Raw genomic sequence first — 13957 nt, forward strand, 5'->3', positions numbered from 1 at the left:
CCGCCCCGCGGAAGGGACGAAGGACCCCCCTTGCACCGGGGCCCGGAACGCACCGCTCCGCCCCTTCCCCGGGCACCGAGAAGGCAGCCACCCGCGGATAGAGTCGGAGGATGATTGCTGAGGCCGCCACACTGACCGGAGATGTTCGAATGCGGTTGCTCCAGGCTGCTGATGCCGAAGCGTTGAGTGCGGCGTACCGGCTGAACCGGGACCATCTGGCACCCTGGGAACCTGCGCGGGCTGACGAGTTCTTCACGGCTGCCGGCCAGCGCGCCGTCATCGAATCAAAGCTTGCCCTGCATGCTGCGGGGCAGGAGGTTCCGTGGATTCTCTTAGCCGGCAGCCGCGTCGTGGGAGCCATCACGCTGACAGGAATCGTCCGCGGCCCGTTCCTTAGCGCCCACGTCGGTTACTGGGTGGACAAGGACTTCAACGGACTCGGCATCGGCAGCTCAGCCTTCGCCTTCGTGCTGGCTGCGGCGAGGGACGAGCTCGGGTTGCACCGGGTCCAGGCGGCCACTCTCGAACACAACACACCCTCGCGGAAAATATTGTCCCGCGCCGGGTTTGATGAGATCGGCCTGGCACCGTCCTACCTGAAGATTGCTGGCTCGTGGCAGGACCATGTCCTGTTCCAACGCATCCTCGAGTGATTCACTGGAGGGTACGACCGGCGGTCCCGCCCGGGTGCCCGCCCTGCCACGAAGGGATCGACATGCGGAAGATCATTCTGATCGCGTCAGTTTCGGTGGACGGATACTTCGAAGGGCTGAACCGAGACATCAGCTGGCACCTGGTGGATGAGGAACTGCATCAGCACTTCAACGATATGAGCAGGGAGATGGGTGCGTTCATTGATGGGCGCGTCACCTACGAGCTGATGGCCGACTATTGGCCAACCGCCGACCAGGATCCACACAGCACGGCGGTCGAGGCAGAGTTTGCCGGGATCTGGCGCGAGATTCCCAAAATCGTTTTCTCCCGGACCCTCACCGAGGCAGGCTGGAACACGACGGTGATGCACGACGTCGTGCCTGAAGAAATCGCGGAACTGAAGGCGCAGCCCGGCGGCGACATTGCACTCAGCGGCGCCAACCTGACCGCGACATTCCTGCGCCTCGGTCTGGTGGATGAATACCGGATCTACGTCCACCCCGTGGTCCTGGGCCAAGGCAACGGCCGGCCACTGTTCGAGTCACCGGATATCCGGATGAACCTCAAGCTTGCCGGCACCCATGCGTTCGGCAACGGCGTGGTCCTCCTGCACTACGAGCGCGGCCAGGACTAACTGCACGTACGGCGGCGGCCAGCCCCTCAGGGCGCCGTGAAGGTCCTTAGACGAACGCGGACCTGCCGGTCACCGCACGGGCCACGATCAGCGAATTGATCTCGTAGCTGCCCTCGTAGGTGTAGAGAATTTCGGCGTCGCCGAACAACTTGCCCATCTCGTAGTCGCTGCTGATGCCGTTTCCGCCCAGCAGCGACCTGCCCATCGCCACCGAGGCCCGCGCCAGCCGGGTGGTGGTGGACTTCGCCATGGCCGCCTGGGCCATCTCCAGCTTGCCGTCCTGCTGGATCCGGGCCAGCTGGGCCATGAGCGCGAGGGAGGCGCTGGCGTTGCCAAGGATTTCGGCCAGCTGTTGCTGAACCAGTTGGAACCGGGCCAGTTCCTTGCCGAACTGCTTCCGCTCCAGGGCATAGGAACGGGCGACGTCGAACGCGGCCAGCTGGATCCCGGCCGCCTGCCAGCCCACCCATGCTCGCGAGTCGCGGAGGAGGTCGTTGGCCTTGGAGAAATCCGTGGCGCCGGGCAGGAGGTTGGACGCCGGAATCCGGACCTCGTCGAGAACGATGTCCGCGTTCTGCATGATCCGCAAGCCGATCTTGTTGCAAATCTTCGTGGCGGAGTAGCCGGGCCGGTCCGTTTCCACGATGAACCCCTTGATCTGGCCGTCCGCCTCATCCCGGGCCCAGACCAGCGCAAAGTCGGCGATGGTCCCGGCGCCGATCCAGCGCTTGGCGCCGTTGATCACCCATTCGCCGCGCTCCAGCCGGGCTGATGTTTCCAGGCCGCCGGCAATATCCGAGCCGTGCTCCGGCTCCGTCAGCGCGAAGGCGCCCAGCTGGGTGAACGCTTGGAGTCCGGGCAGCCACCGCTGCTTCTGTTCGTCCGAACCGAGCTCGTCGATCATCCCCACGATCAGCTCGTTGTGGATGCCCACCAGCGCCGAAAGGGACACGTCCGCCCGGGCCACCTCCACATACATCAGGCCTTTGAACAGCGCCGACGTCCCGTCCGTCTGCAGGCCGCCCAGCCCGTACTTGCCCATTTCGGCCAGCAGTCCGAACGGGAATTCCTCGCGGTTCCAGTATTCGATGGACGCTGCGCGGATGCGGGACTGCAGGAACTCCCGCACCTCAAGGTACCGCGACCGTTCCCCCTCCGGCAGCAGGTCCACAACGTACATGAGGTCCGCGTCCGGAAAGGGCGGCTGCTCGGCAACTGTAGTGATTTCCCCGCTGTCACGTCGTTGTGGCTGCACCGGCACGCGTCCCTTCGCTCTTCCAAACCCTTGGATGTCCTAGTATATTGCACAGTGATATGGATCACTAGGCGAAAGGCCCCCATGACAGTCACCGACGACTTCCGGGCCGCGAGGGACAGGCTTCTGGCCCTGCGCGAGGACTACGGCCAGGCACGGGATGAATTCCAGTGGCCCCGCTTCGAAGAATTCAACTTCGCCCTCGACTGGTTCGACCAGATCGCCGCGGACCCCGCCAAGGGCACCAAACCAGCTTTGGTGATCGTGGAGCAGGACGGCAGCGCCACCAGGCGGAGCTTCGCGGAGCTTTCCGAGCGCTCCAGCCAGGTGGCCGCCTGGCTCCGCAGCCAGGGCGTCCGCCGCGGTGACCGCATGATCATCATGCTCGGCAACCAGGTGGAACTGTGGGAGCTCATGCTGGCCGGAATCAAACTGGGAATCGTCATGATCCCCACCACCACGCTCATGGGCCCCGCGGACCTGGCGGACCGTGTGCAGCGCGGCGAGGCGGGCTGGGCCGCCGTCGGAAGTTCCAACATCGGCAAGTTTGCCGGCGTTCCCGGCGACTACAGGCTCATTGAAATCACCGACGGCGAGCGCAGCACCGCTGTAAACAGCGCGGCTGAAGACACCGCGGCCCTGCAGTACGCCGATTCCCACAGCGCCCCGGCGGACTTCGCCCCGGACGCGCCCACCAAGGCGGACGAAACCCTGCTGCTCTACTTCACCTCCGGCACCACGTCCAAGGCCAAACTGGTGGAGCACACGCACACGTCCTACCCCGTGGGGCACCTGTCCACCATGTTCTGGATCGGGCTGGAACCGGGCGACGTGCACCTGAACGTGGCCTCGCCGGGGTGGGCCAAGCACGCCTGGTCCAATGTGTTCACGCCCTGGATCGCCGAGGCCTGCGTGTTCATCTACAACTACAGCCGGTTCGACGCCAAAGCCCTCATGGAACAGATGGGCCGGGAAAAGGTGACCAGCTTCTGCGCCCCGCCCACGGTCTGGCGCATGCTGATCCAGGCGGACCTGACCGTCCTGAAGAACCCGCCCACCAAGGTGGTGTCCGCCGGCGAACCCCTCAACGCCGAGGTGATCGACCAGGTCCACCGCGCCTGGGGCCAGACCATCCGCGACGGCTTCGGCCAGACCGAATCCACCGTGCAGGTGGCCAACACACCCGGCCAGCCGATCAAGATCGGCGCCATGGGCAGGCCGCTGCCCGGCTACGACGTGGTGCTGGTTGACCCCGCAACGGGAGAAGAGGCCGACGACGGCGAACTCTGCCTCCGCCTCGACCCCCGCCCCGCAGGGCTGATGAAGGCCTACTACGGCGACCCGGAGAAGACCGCTGACGCCTTCCGCGACGGTTACTACCACACGGGGGACATGGCCAGCCGGGACGAGCGCGGCATCATCACCTACGTGGGCCGCGGCGACGACGTCTTCAAATCCTCCGACTACCGGCTGTCCCCGTTCGAGCTGGAAAGCGTCCTGATCGAACACCCCGCCGTGGCGGAGGCCGCCGTCGTTCCTTCCCCCGATCCGGTCAAGCTGTCCGTGCCGAAAGCGTTTGTGGTCCTCGCCGCCGGGCACCAGCCCGGCCCGGAGCTCGCGGAAGACATCCTGCGCTACTGCCGCGACCATCTGGCACCTTTCAAGCGCATCCGGCGGCTGGAATTCGCGGAACTGCCCAAGACCATCTCGGGCAAGATCCGGCGCGTGGAACTCCGGCACAGTGAGGAGCTCCGGCACAGCGGCGGTCCGCAGCCCGAGGGCCTGGGCGTCGAGTACTCGGAGGCGGATTTCCCGGGATTGAAAAGCCCCGGTGTTTGAAAAGCTAGGCTGAAGCAACCCACATGTCAGGAGGTGCCATGGGAAACCCGCTCCCGCGCGATCCCATTGCCGACGCCCAGCGCAACTGGGAACGGCACGGCTGGGGCGACGTCGCCGCGCCCATGGCGGCCATCACCGCCATCATGCGCACCCAGCAGATCCTGCTGGCCCGGATCGAGGGCGTCCTCAAACCTTTCGGCCTCACCTTCGCCCGGTACGAACTCCTGGCCCTCCTGAGTTTCGCCCGCAGCGGCGCGCTGCCCATGAACAAGGCCAGCGCGCTCCTGCAGGTCCATCCCACCTCGGTGACCAACGCCGTCGACCGCCTCCAGGACGCCGGCCTGGTGGTCCGGTCCCCGCACCCGACCGACGGGCGCACCACCCTGATCGAACTCACCACGGAGGGGCGCACCCTGGCCAAACGTGCGACGGCGGCACTGAACACCGAGGTGTTCGGCCAGTCCGGCTTCGCCAGCCAGGATGTGGACCAGCTGATCCGGATCCTCGGGAGATTCCGGCAGAACGCCGGCGACTTCGGCGACTGACTACCGTGTTGCCGCACCTTGGTATGCAGGCAGCCCTAGACTGCTGATGTCTAGGACATGACCTGACGCTGGACCGAGGAGAGCGCAATGATTCCGGAAATCAATATCTGGGCCGTACTGCTGGCCACCCTGTCCAGCATGGTGGTGGGCTCGGTCTGGTACACCCCGAAGGTGTTCGGCAACTACTGGATGAGGGTGGCGAAGGTTTCGCCCAGCGGGGAAGCAAAGGACGCCGTCAAACCCATCCTGATCACGCTGGTGGTCAGCTTCATCAGCGCCCTGGTCCTCGCCGGGTCCGCCGCCATCTCCCAGCACTTCTACGGCGGCAACTTCCTGGCCAACACCCTGATCACCGCAGTCATCCTCTGGGCCGGTTTCACGGCCGCCCGCTTCATCACGCACGACGCCTTTGAGGGCCGCCCGGCCGGGCTGACCATTCTGAACTGCGCCCACGAGCTGGTGACCCTGGTGGTCATGGGCCTGATCATCGGCCTGTTCGGCATCAGCGCCGCCTAGCTGCCCCTATGAGCCCGCGGGCTTGAGGACCCCCTCACCGCGTATCGTGGCATAGTCACGGCTTAGCGCCGGCCGTCCCTGACGGTACGCTGCCGGACCTGAAGCACGGGCAGCGAGGGAGACCACGGATGAAGTTTGACGAGTCGTTCTGGGATGAGCGCTACCGCCAGCACGGTTCGGTCTGGAGCCGCAATCCGAACCCGAGCCTGGTGGCCGAAGCCGCCAGCCTTCGCCCGGGCTCAGCCCTGGACGTTGGCAGCGGCGAGGGCGCCGACTCCATCTGGCTGGCACGGCAGGGCTGGAGGGTTACTGCCGTGGACATCTCCTCCGTGGCCCTGGCGCGGGCCGCGGAACGGGCGGCCGAGGATGCAACAGTGGCGGGGCGGATCGTCTGGGTCCACCACGACCTCACCGCCATGCCCCCGCCCGCCGGGACCTTCGACCTTGTGTCAGCCCAGTTCATGCACCTGCCCCTGGCTCAAAGGACAGAGCTTTACCACCGGCTGGCAGCGTCCGTTGCCCCCGGCGGTACCTTCCTGATCGTTGGCCACCACCCGGACGACCTGGCAACCGGGATCCGCCGTCCGTCGCAGCCGGGCCTCCTCTTCACGCCCGAGGAGATCGCCGCCGAACTGGACCCCGAAGAATGGCAGATCGACGTCTGTGAAGCCCGCCGGCGGTCCGTCCGGGACGCCGACGGCAACTCCGTAACCGTCACGGATTCTGTGCTCCGCGCCCACCGCCGGTCCTGACGCACACGCATCAGGCGGAGGCCTCACAACACTGCCTTCCCCAGGCGACAGGCTCGAAGAACGCAGGTTAAGCCGGGTTGCGGATCATGGCGCCGGATTGCTTGGTTTGGCCTCGTACTGCACGGTGCGTGGCGTCAGAAGTAGTCCGGTTTCCTCCCGTTTCGCTTCCATTGCGGGGTGCTGGCCAAGGCTGTGCAGACCGTGTTTAGGTGATTTCACGGCACAAGCCGAAGCACATCCGCAACAAAAACCACCCATCCCCCCACCGCTCCCGGCGCCCCCGGGGCCAGCTCCGCTGTGCCCGCTTTCCAGCATGCCAATGCCCACCGCCTGCACTACATCGTCGCGCTTCATCCCCCATGAAAGGCCACTATGTCCTCCGCTGCACCCTTCTTGCCTCCCTCCACCCAAGGGCGCTCCACGCTCACCCGCCGCCGGGCCCTCGGCGCCCTGCTCGCGCTGCCGGCAGTCGGCCTGCTGACCGCCTGCGGCGGAAGCGCCACTGCCGGCGCCACGCAGGCGACGCAGCCTTCGGCGCCGCTCGCCACATCCGTTCCCGCAGGCACCTCCATCACCGTGGGCGACCCCAGCGTGAAGGTGGCCCTGGAGCTGTCCGGCCTGATCAAGGAGCTGGACTTCAACGTGGAGTTCGCCAACATTTCCGGCGGCCCGCAGACCACCGAGGCCTTCCGGGCCAACGCCCTGGACGTCGGTTCCGTGGCGGACATCCCGCCCATCCACGCCACCTGGACGGGCTTGGACGTCCGGATCATCGCCAGCGTTTTCCGGCAGGACGCCGTGAACCACCCGCTGTACGAGCTGGGCATTGCACCCGGGGCGGGAATCTCCTCCCTGCAGGAGCTGCGCGGCAAAAAGGTCGCTTACAGCCCCGGCCAGGCACAGGGCGCCCTGGTCCTGCGGATCCTGGAAAAGGCCGGCCTGAAGCAGGCCGACGTGAAGCTCGTGGAACTGCCCAGCACCGGCGACACCTACGCCACCGCCCTGTCCAGCAAGCAGGTGGACGCCGCACCCCTGGGCGGCGTCCAGATCAAGCGCTACCTTTCCAAGTACAAGGCCGACGGCGGCTCCACGCTCCGGCACGGCCTGCGCGATGATCCCGGCCATCTCTACTCCCCCGCCAAGGTCCTGGATGATCCGGCCAAGGCCGCAGCGCTCGCCGCCTACGTTGAGGTGTGGGGCAAAGCCAAGCGCTGGATCGAGGACCACCCCCAGGAATGGCTGGAAGGCTACTACGTCAAGGACCAGGGCCTCTCCCGCGAGGACGGCCAGTACCTGATCGACGCCGCCGGCAAGGCGGACCTTCCGCTGTCCTGGACGGAGGCCATCGAGCGGCACCAGCAGACCATCGACCTGCTGGCCAGGGAGCAGAAGAAGCCCGAGCTCGTGGCGGCGAGGCTCTACGACACACGCTACGAAGCCATCGCGGGCACGGCGTTCGCCGCGGCCGGCAAGGCAGGTGCCGCATGATCGCCGCAGCCGTGGCGGAGCGCACCGCCGCCGCACCCCGCCAGGGCCCGGCACTCGCCGGCCGCGCCGATGTGCGCCCCACCGGCCGCCGGCTGGGACCCGGACGACGGCGGCGCCTCGCCTGGGTGGGCCCCTCGGCCCTGCTGTTGCTCTGGGCAGCCGCCTCGGCAACGGGGCTGCTTGACCCCCGCATCCTCTCCGAGCCCTGGACCGTGGTAGCCACCGCCAGCGAGCTGATCGCAGACGGCCGGCTCCAGGAAAACCTTGCCATTTCCGCACAGCGCGCCGGGCTGGGGCTGTTCTTCGGCATCGTGGTGGGCGCCGTGCTGGCCCTGCTTTCCGGGCTCAGCCGGGCGGGCGAGGCGCTCATCGACGGGCCGGTGCAGATCAAACGGGCCATCCCGGGCCTGGCCCTGATCCCGCTCCTCATCCTGTGGTTCGGGATCGACGAAACCATGAAGGTCCTCACCATCACCCTCGGCGTCTTCGTCCCCATCTACCTGCAGACCCATGCCGGGCTGCGCGGCATTGACCTGCGCTACGTCGAACTGGCGCAGACCGTGGGGCTGAGCCGGGCCGGCTTCATCCGCCGCGTGGTCCTCCCCGGTGCCTTGCCGGGCTTCTTCCTGGGCCTCCGCTTCGCAGTGACAGGGGCCTGGGTGTCGCTGGTGGTGGTGGAACAGATCAACTCCACCAGCGGCATCGGCTACATGATGGAGCTCGCCCGCACCTACGGCCAGACCAACATCATCGTCCTCGGGCTCGCCGTCTACGGCATCCTCGGCCTGCTCTCGGACGGCATTGTCCGCTTCATCGAACGAAAGGCCCTCTCATGGCAGCGCACTCTGGCGGGCTGACCGCCGTCGCACCCTCCGGCTCCAGCCGTACCGCCCCGCGTACCGGAGCCGGGTCCCCCACCGTTTCCGTGCGCGGCCTGATCCGCGGCTTCGGGCCCAAGGGCGTCCTGAACGGCGTGGACCTGGACATCGCCCCCGGCGAGTTCGTAGCACTGCTGGGCCCCAGCGGCTGCGGCAAGTCCACCCTCCTGCGGGCGCTCGCCGGGCTGGACCACGACGTCAAAGGCAGCGGCGTCATCAACGTCCCGGACCGGGTGTCGGTGGTCTTCCAGGACTCCCGGCTCCTCCCCTGGGACACCGTCCTGGGCAACGTCACGCTGGGACTGCGGGATCACGACGCCGACGCCAAGGCACGCAGGGCACTCGCCGAGGTGGGACTCGCCGGCCGGGAAAAGTCCTGGCCGCACGAGCTGTCCGGCGGTGAGCAGCAGCGCGTGGCCCTGGCCCGATCCCTGGTCAGGGAACCGCAGCTGCTGCTGGCCGACGAACCGTTCGGCGCCCTCGACGCGCTGACCCGGATCAAGATGCACGGCCTGCTCCGCGACCTCGTAGCCGCGCACCGCCCCGCCGTCCTGCTGGTCACCCACGACGTGGACGAAGCGATCGCCCTGGCCGACCGGATCGTGGTCCTGGACAACGGCCGCGTGGCCACCGTCCGCACCGTGGCTCCGGAGATCGGCACCACCGCCGCCGGTACCTTCAGCGACGCTGCCGGCCACGAAGCCCTGCGCCGCGACCTGCTGACAGCCCTCGGCGTCGACGTCAACGTCGCCAGCCACTGAACCTTCACACATCCAAGGAGCACCCCATGACTTCCACGCAGCGCCCCCTCCACCTCAATGCCTTCCTCATGAGTACCGGCCACCACGAGTCGTCCTGGCGGCTGCCCGAAAGCGACCCGTATGCCAGCACCAACGTGGAGCATTACCAGCAGCTGGCCCGCACCGCCGAACGCGGCAAGCTGGACTCCATCTTTTTCGCCGATTCGCCCGTCCTCTTCGGCGAGGTGGGCCGCCGGCCGGCCGGAAAGCTTGAGCCCACGGTGCTCCTGACCGCCATCGCCGGTGCCACGGAACGCATCGGACTGATCGCCACGGCCTCCACCACTTACAACGATCCGTTCAACCTCGCACGGCGGTTCGCCTCCGTGGACTGGGTCAGCGGCGGCCGCGCGGGCTGGAACGTGGTCACCACAGCCGGGCCCGACGCCGCCCGGAACTTCGGCGTGGACGACCAGCCCGCCCACGCCGTCCGCTATGAGCGCGCCGCGGAGTTCATCGAGGTGGCCCAGAAGCTGTGGGACAGCTGGGAGGACGACGCCGTGCTCGCGGACAAGGCCGACGGCGTCTGGGCGGATGCCGAGCGGATCCGCACCATCGACCACGAAGGCAAGCACTTCAAGGTCCGCGGCCCGCTCAACGTCCCGCGTTCGCCCCAGGGTCACCCGCTGATTGTCCAGGCCGGCTCCTCGGAGGACGGCAAGGACCTCGCCGCCCGGTACGCGGACGCCGTCTTCACCGCCCACCAGACCCTGGCGGACGCGCAGGAGTTCTACCGCGACCTGAAGTCCCGGACCGCCGCCGCGGGACGCGACCCGGAAAGCATCAAGATCCTTCCCGGCATCGTCCCGGTCATCGGGGACACGGCGGAAGAGGCCCAGGCGCTGGAACGCGAACTGGACCGCCTCATCAAGCCCGAATACGCTCGGATCCAGCTGGCCAAGACCCTGCGCGTCGCGCCCGAGGACCTGCCCCTGGACCGCCAGCTGCCGGACAACCTGCCCAGCGAGGACGAGATCGAAGGCGCCAAGAGCCGCTACACCCTGATCGTCCAGCTGGCCCGCCGGGAAAAGCTCACGGTCCGCGAACTGATCGGCCGGCTGGGCGGCGGCCGCGGCCACCGGACCTTCACCGGCACGCCGGTCCAGGTGGCCGACGCCATCCAGGAATGGTTCGACGGCGGCGCCGCGGACGGCTTCAACATCATGCCGCCGGTGCTTCCCTCGGGCCTCGAAGCATTTGTGGACCTGGTGGTGCCCATCCTCCAGGAGCGCGGCCTGTTCCGCACCGAATACACGGGCCGGACGCTGCGCGAGCACTACGGCCTGGGCCGCCCGGACAACCGTTTTGCCGGCGCCGACGGACAGGCGCTGGCGTCCATCGGTTCGGCCTTCTGATGGGCAGGCAGCTGAAACTCAACCTGTTCATTTACCCGGGCGGCCACCACGAAGCCGCCTGGCGGCATCCGAAGTCCCGGCCGGACCGGCTGCTGGACATCGGCTTCTACCAGGAGCTGGCGCAGCGGGCGGAGGCGGCGAAGCTGGACGCAGTGTTCTACGCCGACGGCCCTGCGCTGGAAAGCAACGTGCAGTACGCCACCAGGTTCCGGCTTGAGCCGTTCACCTGGCTGTCCGCGATCGCCGTTGCCACGGAAAGGATCGGCCTGATCGGCACGGCCAGCACCACCTACCTGGAGCCGTACAACGCGGCCCGGCTCTTCGCGTCCCTCGACCACCTCAGCGGCGGCCGGGCCGGCTGGAACATCGTGACCACCGGCGCGGAACGGGCAGCGCGCAACTTCGGCCTGGACGAGCACCCGCCGCACGCAGAGCGCTACTCCCGGGCGGACGAATTCGTCCAGGTGGTGGGCAAGCTGTGGGACAGCTGGGAGGACGGCGCGGTGGTGTCCGACGCCGGCACGGGGGTTTTCGCCGACACCTCCCGGATCCACCCGATCGGGCACCAGGGTGATCACTTCCGCGTGGAAGGACCGCTGAACACGCCGCGGTCACCGCAGGGCCGGCCGGTCTATGTTCAGGCGGGTTCCTCCGCCGACGGGAAGGCGTTCGCGGCCAAGCACGCCGAGGCCGTATTCACCGCCCACCAGACGCTGCAAAGCGCGCAGGACTTCTATGCCGACATCAAGGCGCTGGCTGCGGCGGAGGGCCGGGACCCGGAGAAGCTCCTGGTGCTACCCGGCATCAGCCCCTACCTCGGCTCCACAGAAGCAGAGGCCCGGGCGCTCCGGCAGGAGTTCGATGAGCTGACCCAGCCGGAATACGGGCTCGGCATCCTGCGCAAGCTGCTGGGCGTGGACCTCGACGGGTTGAAGCTGGATGACACCTTCCCGGATGAGCTGCTGGCCTCGGCGGGCCGGGAAAGCAGCCGGAGCCAGCTCCTGCTGGACACCATCCGCCGGGAACGCCTCACCGTGCGCAAGGTCCTGCACCGCTTCGCCGGCGCCCGGGGCCATTACACCGTGGCCGGAACACCGCTGCAGGTGGCCGACGAGATCCAGCTCTGGTTCGAAAACGGGGCCGCCGACGGGTTCAACATCATGCCTCCCTGGCTTCCCGGCGGCTTCGAGGCTTTCGCCGACGAGGTTATGCCCATCCTGCAGTCCCGCGGCCTGTTCCGGACCGAATACTCTGCCCGGACCCTGCGCGGACATTTCGGCCTGGACCGCCCGGAAAGCCAGTACAGCCCCGCGGGCCAGACCACCCAGCAACTACAAGGAGCACACGCATGACCGAATACCGCAGCCTGGGCGCCACAGGACTCAAAGTCAGCCCGCTGACGCTGGGCACCATGATGTTCGGGTCCATCGGCAATCCGGACCACGACGATTCCATCCGCATCATCCACCGGGCGCTCGATTCCGGCATCAACGTGGTGGACACCGCCGACGTCTACTCCCGGGGCGAATCCGAGACCATCGTGGGCAAGGCCCTCAGGGGCCGCCGCGACGACGTAATTCTCGCCACCAAAGTCCACGGGCGCCTTGGCGAGGACGTGAACCACGCCGGCAATTCGCGCCGCTGGATCATCCGCGCCGTCGAGGACAGCCTGCGCCGGCTGCAGACCGACTGGATCGACCTCTACCAGGTGCACCGGCCCGAGCCCGACACGGACATCGACGAGACGCTCGGGGCACTCAGCGACCTGGTCCGGCAGGGCAAGATCCGCTATATCGGCACGTCCACCTTCGAACCGGGGCAGATCGTGGAGGCCCAGTACGTGGCCCGCGAGCGCCACCGGGAACGGCCGGTGGCGGAACAGCCGCCCTACTCCATCCTGGCGCGCGGCGTGGAACGCGAAGTGCTTCCCCTGGCTCAGCGCCACAAACTGGGCGTGCTGCCGTGGAGCCCGCTGGCAGGCGGCTGGCTGTCCGGCCGGATCAAGCCCGACGGCGGACACACCCCGTCCAGCAGGGCCGCCCGGCAGCCTGCCCGGCATGACCCGTCAACCGCGGAGAACGCCCGCAAGACCCAGGCCGTGCTGGAACTGGCTGAACTGGCCGACGAGGCCGGACTGTCTCTGATCCACTTGGCCCTGGGGTTCGTGCTGGAGCACCCGGCTGTCAGCTCGGCCATCATCGGCCCGCGGACGCTGGAGCACCTGGAAGGGGCGCTGGGCGCGGAGAAAGTGATCCTCTCCCGCGACGTGCTGGACCGGATCGATGAAATCGTGCCGCCAGGCACCACATTGAACAGCGCTGACGCCGGCTACCAGCCGCCGTCGCTCTCGAATCCCCTGCTGCGGCGCCGCCCGCGCTGACCCCGGTGTTGCTGCCGCCCTGCGCGCCAACTGACGCAGGGCGGCGGCCTTCCCGGCGGCTAGCGGTGCCTGAAGACCGGCTGCCGCTTCTCCGTGAAGGCCGCCATGCCTTCCTTCTGGTCCTCGGTGGCGAACAGCGAGTGGAAGAGGCGCCGCTCGAAAACCACCCCCTGTGCCAGCCCGGTTTCGAAGGCGGCATTGACGGCTTCCTTGGCCAGCATCGCAGCCGACTTTGACTTGGAGGCGATCACTTCGGCCACCTTCACGGCTTCTTCCACAACGTCCGCCGCGGGCACCACCCTGGACACGAGCCCGGCGCGCTCCGCTTCCTCCGCGTCCATGAACCGGCCCGTGAGGATCAGGTCCATCGCTTTGGCCTTGCCCACGGCCCGGGTGAGCCGCTGCGATCCGCCCATTCCCGGCAGGACGCCCAGGTTGATCTCCGGCTGGCCAAACTTGGCGTTGTCCCCCGCGATGATGAAATCGCACATCATCGCCAGCTCGCAGCCGCCGCCCAGGGCGAAGCCGGAAACCGCCGCCACCACCGGAATGCGCAGCCGGGTGAAATCCTCCCAGCCGCGGAACCAGTCCGCGGCGTACATGTCCATGTAGCCCTGCTCGGCCATCTCCTTGATGTCCGCACCGGCGGCAAACGCCTTGCCGGACCCGGTCACCACCACGGCGCCCACTTCGGGATCAGCGTCCATGGCCGTGACGGCAGCCACGAGTTCATCCATGGTGGCCTTGTTCAGCGCGTTCAGCGCTTCGGGCCGGTTCAGCGTCACCAGCCCCACGCGTCCGCGCCGCTCCACCAGAATGTTCCCGTACTGCTCCGTCATGCCTGACTCCTCACGTGGTTCT

The 13957-nt window shown here is 67.7% G+C and carries 14 protein-coding genes; 12 read left to right on the forward strand and 2 right to left on the reverse strand.

Going from position 1 to position 13957, the window contains the following annotated elements; genetic code table 11:
- The first annotated feature begins 110 nt into the window (after positions 1-110).
- Positions 111-653, forward strand: a complete 543-nt coding sequence (locus PV761_RS08275; RefSeq protein ID WP_347895820.1) for a GNAT family N-acetyltransferase — start codon at positions 111-113, stop codon at positions 651-653.
- Between the two features lie 62 nt (positions 654-715).
- Positions 716-1288 carry a dihydrofolate reductase family protein gene (locus PV761_RS08280; protein WP_347895822.1) on the forward strand — a complete coding sequence of 191 codons (573 nt, stop codon included), beginning with the start codon at positions 716-718 and terminating at the stop codon, positions 1286-1288.
- Between the two features lie 46 nt (positions 1289-1334).
- Here the strand turns inward: PV761_RS08280 and PV761_RS08285 are convergent, their stop codons facing one another.
- A complete protein-coding gene (locus tag PV761_RS08285; protein WP_231511389.1) occupies positions 1335-2468 on the reverse strand; it encodes an acyl-CoA dehydrogenase family protein in 1134 nt (377 codons plus the stop codon).
- 159 nt (positions 2469-2627) lie between these two features.
- Here PV761_RS08285 and PV761_RS08290 point away from each other — a divergent pair, with 159 nt between their 5' ends.
- The 10 genes from PV761_RS08290 to PV761_RS08335 all read left to right on the forward strand — a co-directional run bounded on the left by PV761_RS08290 (position 2628) and on the right by PV761_RS08335 (position 13096).
- Positions 2628-4382 carry an AMP-binding protein gene (locus PV761_RS08290; RefSeq protein ID WP_347895824.1) on the forward strand — a complete coding sequence of 585 codons (1755 nt, stop codon included), beginning with the start codon at positions 2628-2630 and terminating at the stop codon, positions 4380-4382.
- Positions 4383-4420: 38 nt separating this feature from the next.
- Positions 4421-4927: a MarR family transcriptional regulator gene (locus PV761_RS08295; protein WP_028272670.1), complete on the forward strand. Its 507-nt coding sequence runs from the start codon at positions 4421-4423 to the stop codon at positions 4925-4927.
- Positions 4928-5014: 87 nt separating this feature from the next.
- A complete protein-coding gene (locus PV761_RS08300; protein ID WP_347895827.1) occupies positions 5015-5443 on the forward strand; it encodes a DUF1761 domain-containing protein in 429 nt (142 codons plus the stop codon).
- Positions 5444-5571: 128 nt separating this feature from the next.
- Positions 5572-6195, forward strand: a complete 624-nt coding sequence (locus PV761_RS08305) for a class I SAM-dependent methyltransferase (RefSeq protein ID WP_028272672.1) — start codon at positions 5572-5574, stop codon at positions 6193-6195.
- Positions 6196-6567: 372 nt separating this feature from the next.
- The gene (locus tag PV761_RS08310) at positions 6568-7683 is read left to right on the forward strand and encodes an ABC transporter substrate-binding protein (RefSeq protein WP_347895829.1); all 1116 of its coding nucleotides are present in this window, start codon (positions 6568-6570) and stop codon (positions 7681-7683) included.
- Positions 7680-8540, forward strand: a complete 861-nt coding sequence (locus PV761_RS08315; RefSeq protein WP_347895831.1) for an ABC transporter permease — start codon at positions 7680-7682, stop codon at positions 8538-8540. The genes PV761_RS08310 and PV761_RS08315 overlap by 4 nt, the downstream gene beginning before the upstream one ends.
- Entirely contained in the window at positions 8516-9322 is an 807-nt protein-coding gene (locus PV761_RS08320) for an ABC transporter ATP-binding protein (RefSeq protein ID WP_347895833.1), read from the forward strand. The genes PV761_RS08315 and PV761_RS08320 overlap by 25 nt, the downstream gene beginning before the upstream one ends.
- A 26-nt stretch (positions 9323-9348) precedes the next feature.
- A complete protein-coding gene (locus PV761_RS08325; RefSeq protein ID WP_347895835.1) occupies positions 9349-10716 on the forward strand; it encodes an LLM class flavin-dependent oxidoreductase in 1368 nt (455 codons plus the stop codon).
- Complete coding sequence (locus PV761_RS08330) at positions 10716-12068, forward strand: LLM class flavin-dependent oxidoreductase (RefSeq protein ID WP_347895837.1); 1353 nt, start codon at positions 10716-10718, stop codon at positions 12066-12068. The genes PV761_RS08325 and PV761_RS08330 overlap by 1 nt, the downstream gene beginning before the upstream one ends.
- Complete coding sequence (locus PV761_RS08335) at positions 12065-13096, forward strand: aldo/keto reductase (RefSeq protein WP_347895839.1); 1032 nt, start codon at positions 12065-12067, stop codon at positions 13094-13096. The genes PV761_RS08330 and PV761_RS08335 overlap by 4 nt, the downstream gene beginning before the upstream one ends.
- A 59-nt stretch (positions 13097-13155) precedes the next feature.
- On the opposite strand, the gene PV761_RS08340 is transcribed toward PV761_RS08335, so the two are convergent.
- Positions 13156-13935: an enoyl-CoA hydratase gene (locus tag PV761_RS08340; RefSeq protein ID WP_028272677.1), complete on the reverse strand. Its 780-nt coding sequence runs from the start codon at positions 13933-13935 to the stop codon at positions 13156-13158.
- Positions 13936-13957 lie beyond the last annotated feature (22 nt).

Source organism: Arthrobacter sp. CC3, from assembly GCF_039907775.1.
Taxonomy (GTDB): domain Bacteria; phylum Actinomycetota; class Actinomycetes; order Actinomycetales; family Micrococcaceae; genus Arthrobacter.

What these genes read in the sequence shown, in the direction of transcription:
- PV761_RS08310 (WP_347895829.1), top strand. Translation starts at nt 6,568, where the DNA reads ATGTCCTCCGCTGCACCCTTCTTGCCTCCCTCCACCCAAGGGCGCTCC.
- PV761_RS08315 (WP_347895831.1), top strand. Translation starts at nt 7,680, where the DNA reads ATGATCGCCGCAGCCGTGGCGGAGCGCACCGCCGCCGCACCCCGCCAG.
- PV761_RS08300 (WP_347895827.1), top strand. Translation starts at nt 5,015, where the DNA reads ATGATTCCGGAAATCAATATCTGGGCCGTACTGCTGGCCACCCTGTCC.
- PV761_RS08305 (WP_028272672.1), top strand. Translation starts at nt 5,572, where the DNA reads ATGAAGTTTGACGAGTCGTTCTGGGATGAGCGCTACCGCCAGCACGGT.
- PV761_RS08330 (WP_347895837.1), top strand. Translation starts at nt 10,716, where the DNA reads ATGGGCAGGCAGCTGAAACTCAACCTGTTCATTTACCCGGGCGGCCAC.
- PV761_RS08285 (WP_231511389.1), bottom strand. Translation starts at nt 2,468, where the DNA reads ATGTACGTTGTGGACCTGCTGCCGGAGGGGGAACGGTCGCGGTACCTT.
- PV761_RS08320 (WP_347895833.1), top strand. Translation starts at nt 8,516, where the DNA reads ATGGCAGCGCACTCTGGCGGGCTGACCGCCGTCGCACCCTCCGGCTCC.
- PV761_RS08335 (WP_347895839.1), top strand. Translation starts at nt 12,065, where the DNA reads ATGACCGAATACCGCAGCCTGGGCGCCACAGGACTCAAAGTCAGCCCG.
- PV761_RS08295 (WP_028272670.1), top strand. Translation starts at nt 4,421, where the DNA reads ATGGGAAACCCGCTCCCGCGCGATCCCATTGCCGACGCCCAGCGCAAC.
- PV761_RS08340 (WP_028272677.1), bottom strand. Translation starts at nt 13,935, where the DNA reads ATGACGGAGCAGTACGGGAACATTCTGGTGGAGCGGCGCGGACGCGTG.
- PV761_RS08325 (WP_347895835.1), top strand. Translation starts at nt 9,349, where the DNA reads ATGACTTCCACGCAGCGCCCCCTCCACCTCAATGCCTTCCTCATGAGT.
- PV761_RS08290 (WP_347895824.1), top strand. Translation starts at nt 2,628, where the DNA reads ATGACAGTCACCGACGACTTCCGGGCCGCGAGGGACAGGCTTCTGGCC.
- PV761_RS08280 (WP_347895822.1), top strand. Translation starts at nt 716, where the DNA reads ATGCGGAAGATCATTCTGATCGCGTCAGTTTCGGTGGACGGATACTTC.
- PV761_RS08275 (WP_347895820.1), top strand. Translation starts at nt 111, where the DNA reads ATGATTGCTGAGGCCGCCACACTGACCGGAGATGTTCGAATGCGGTTG.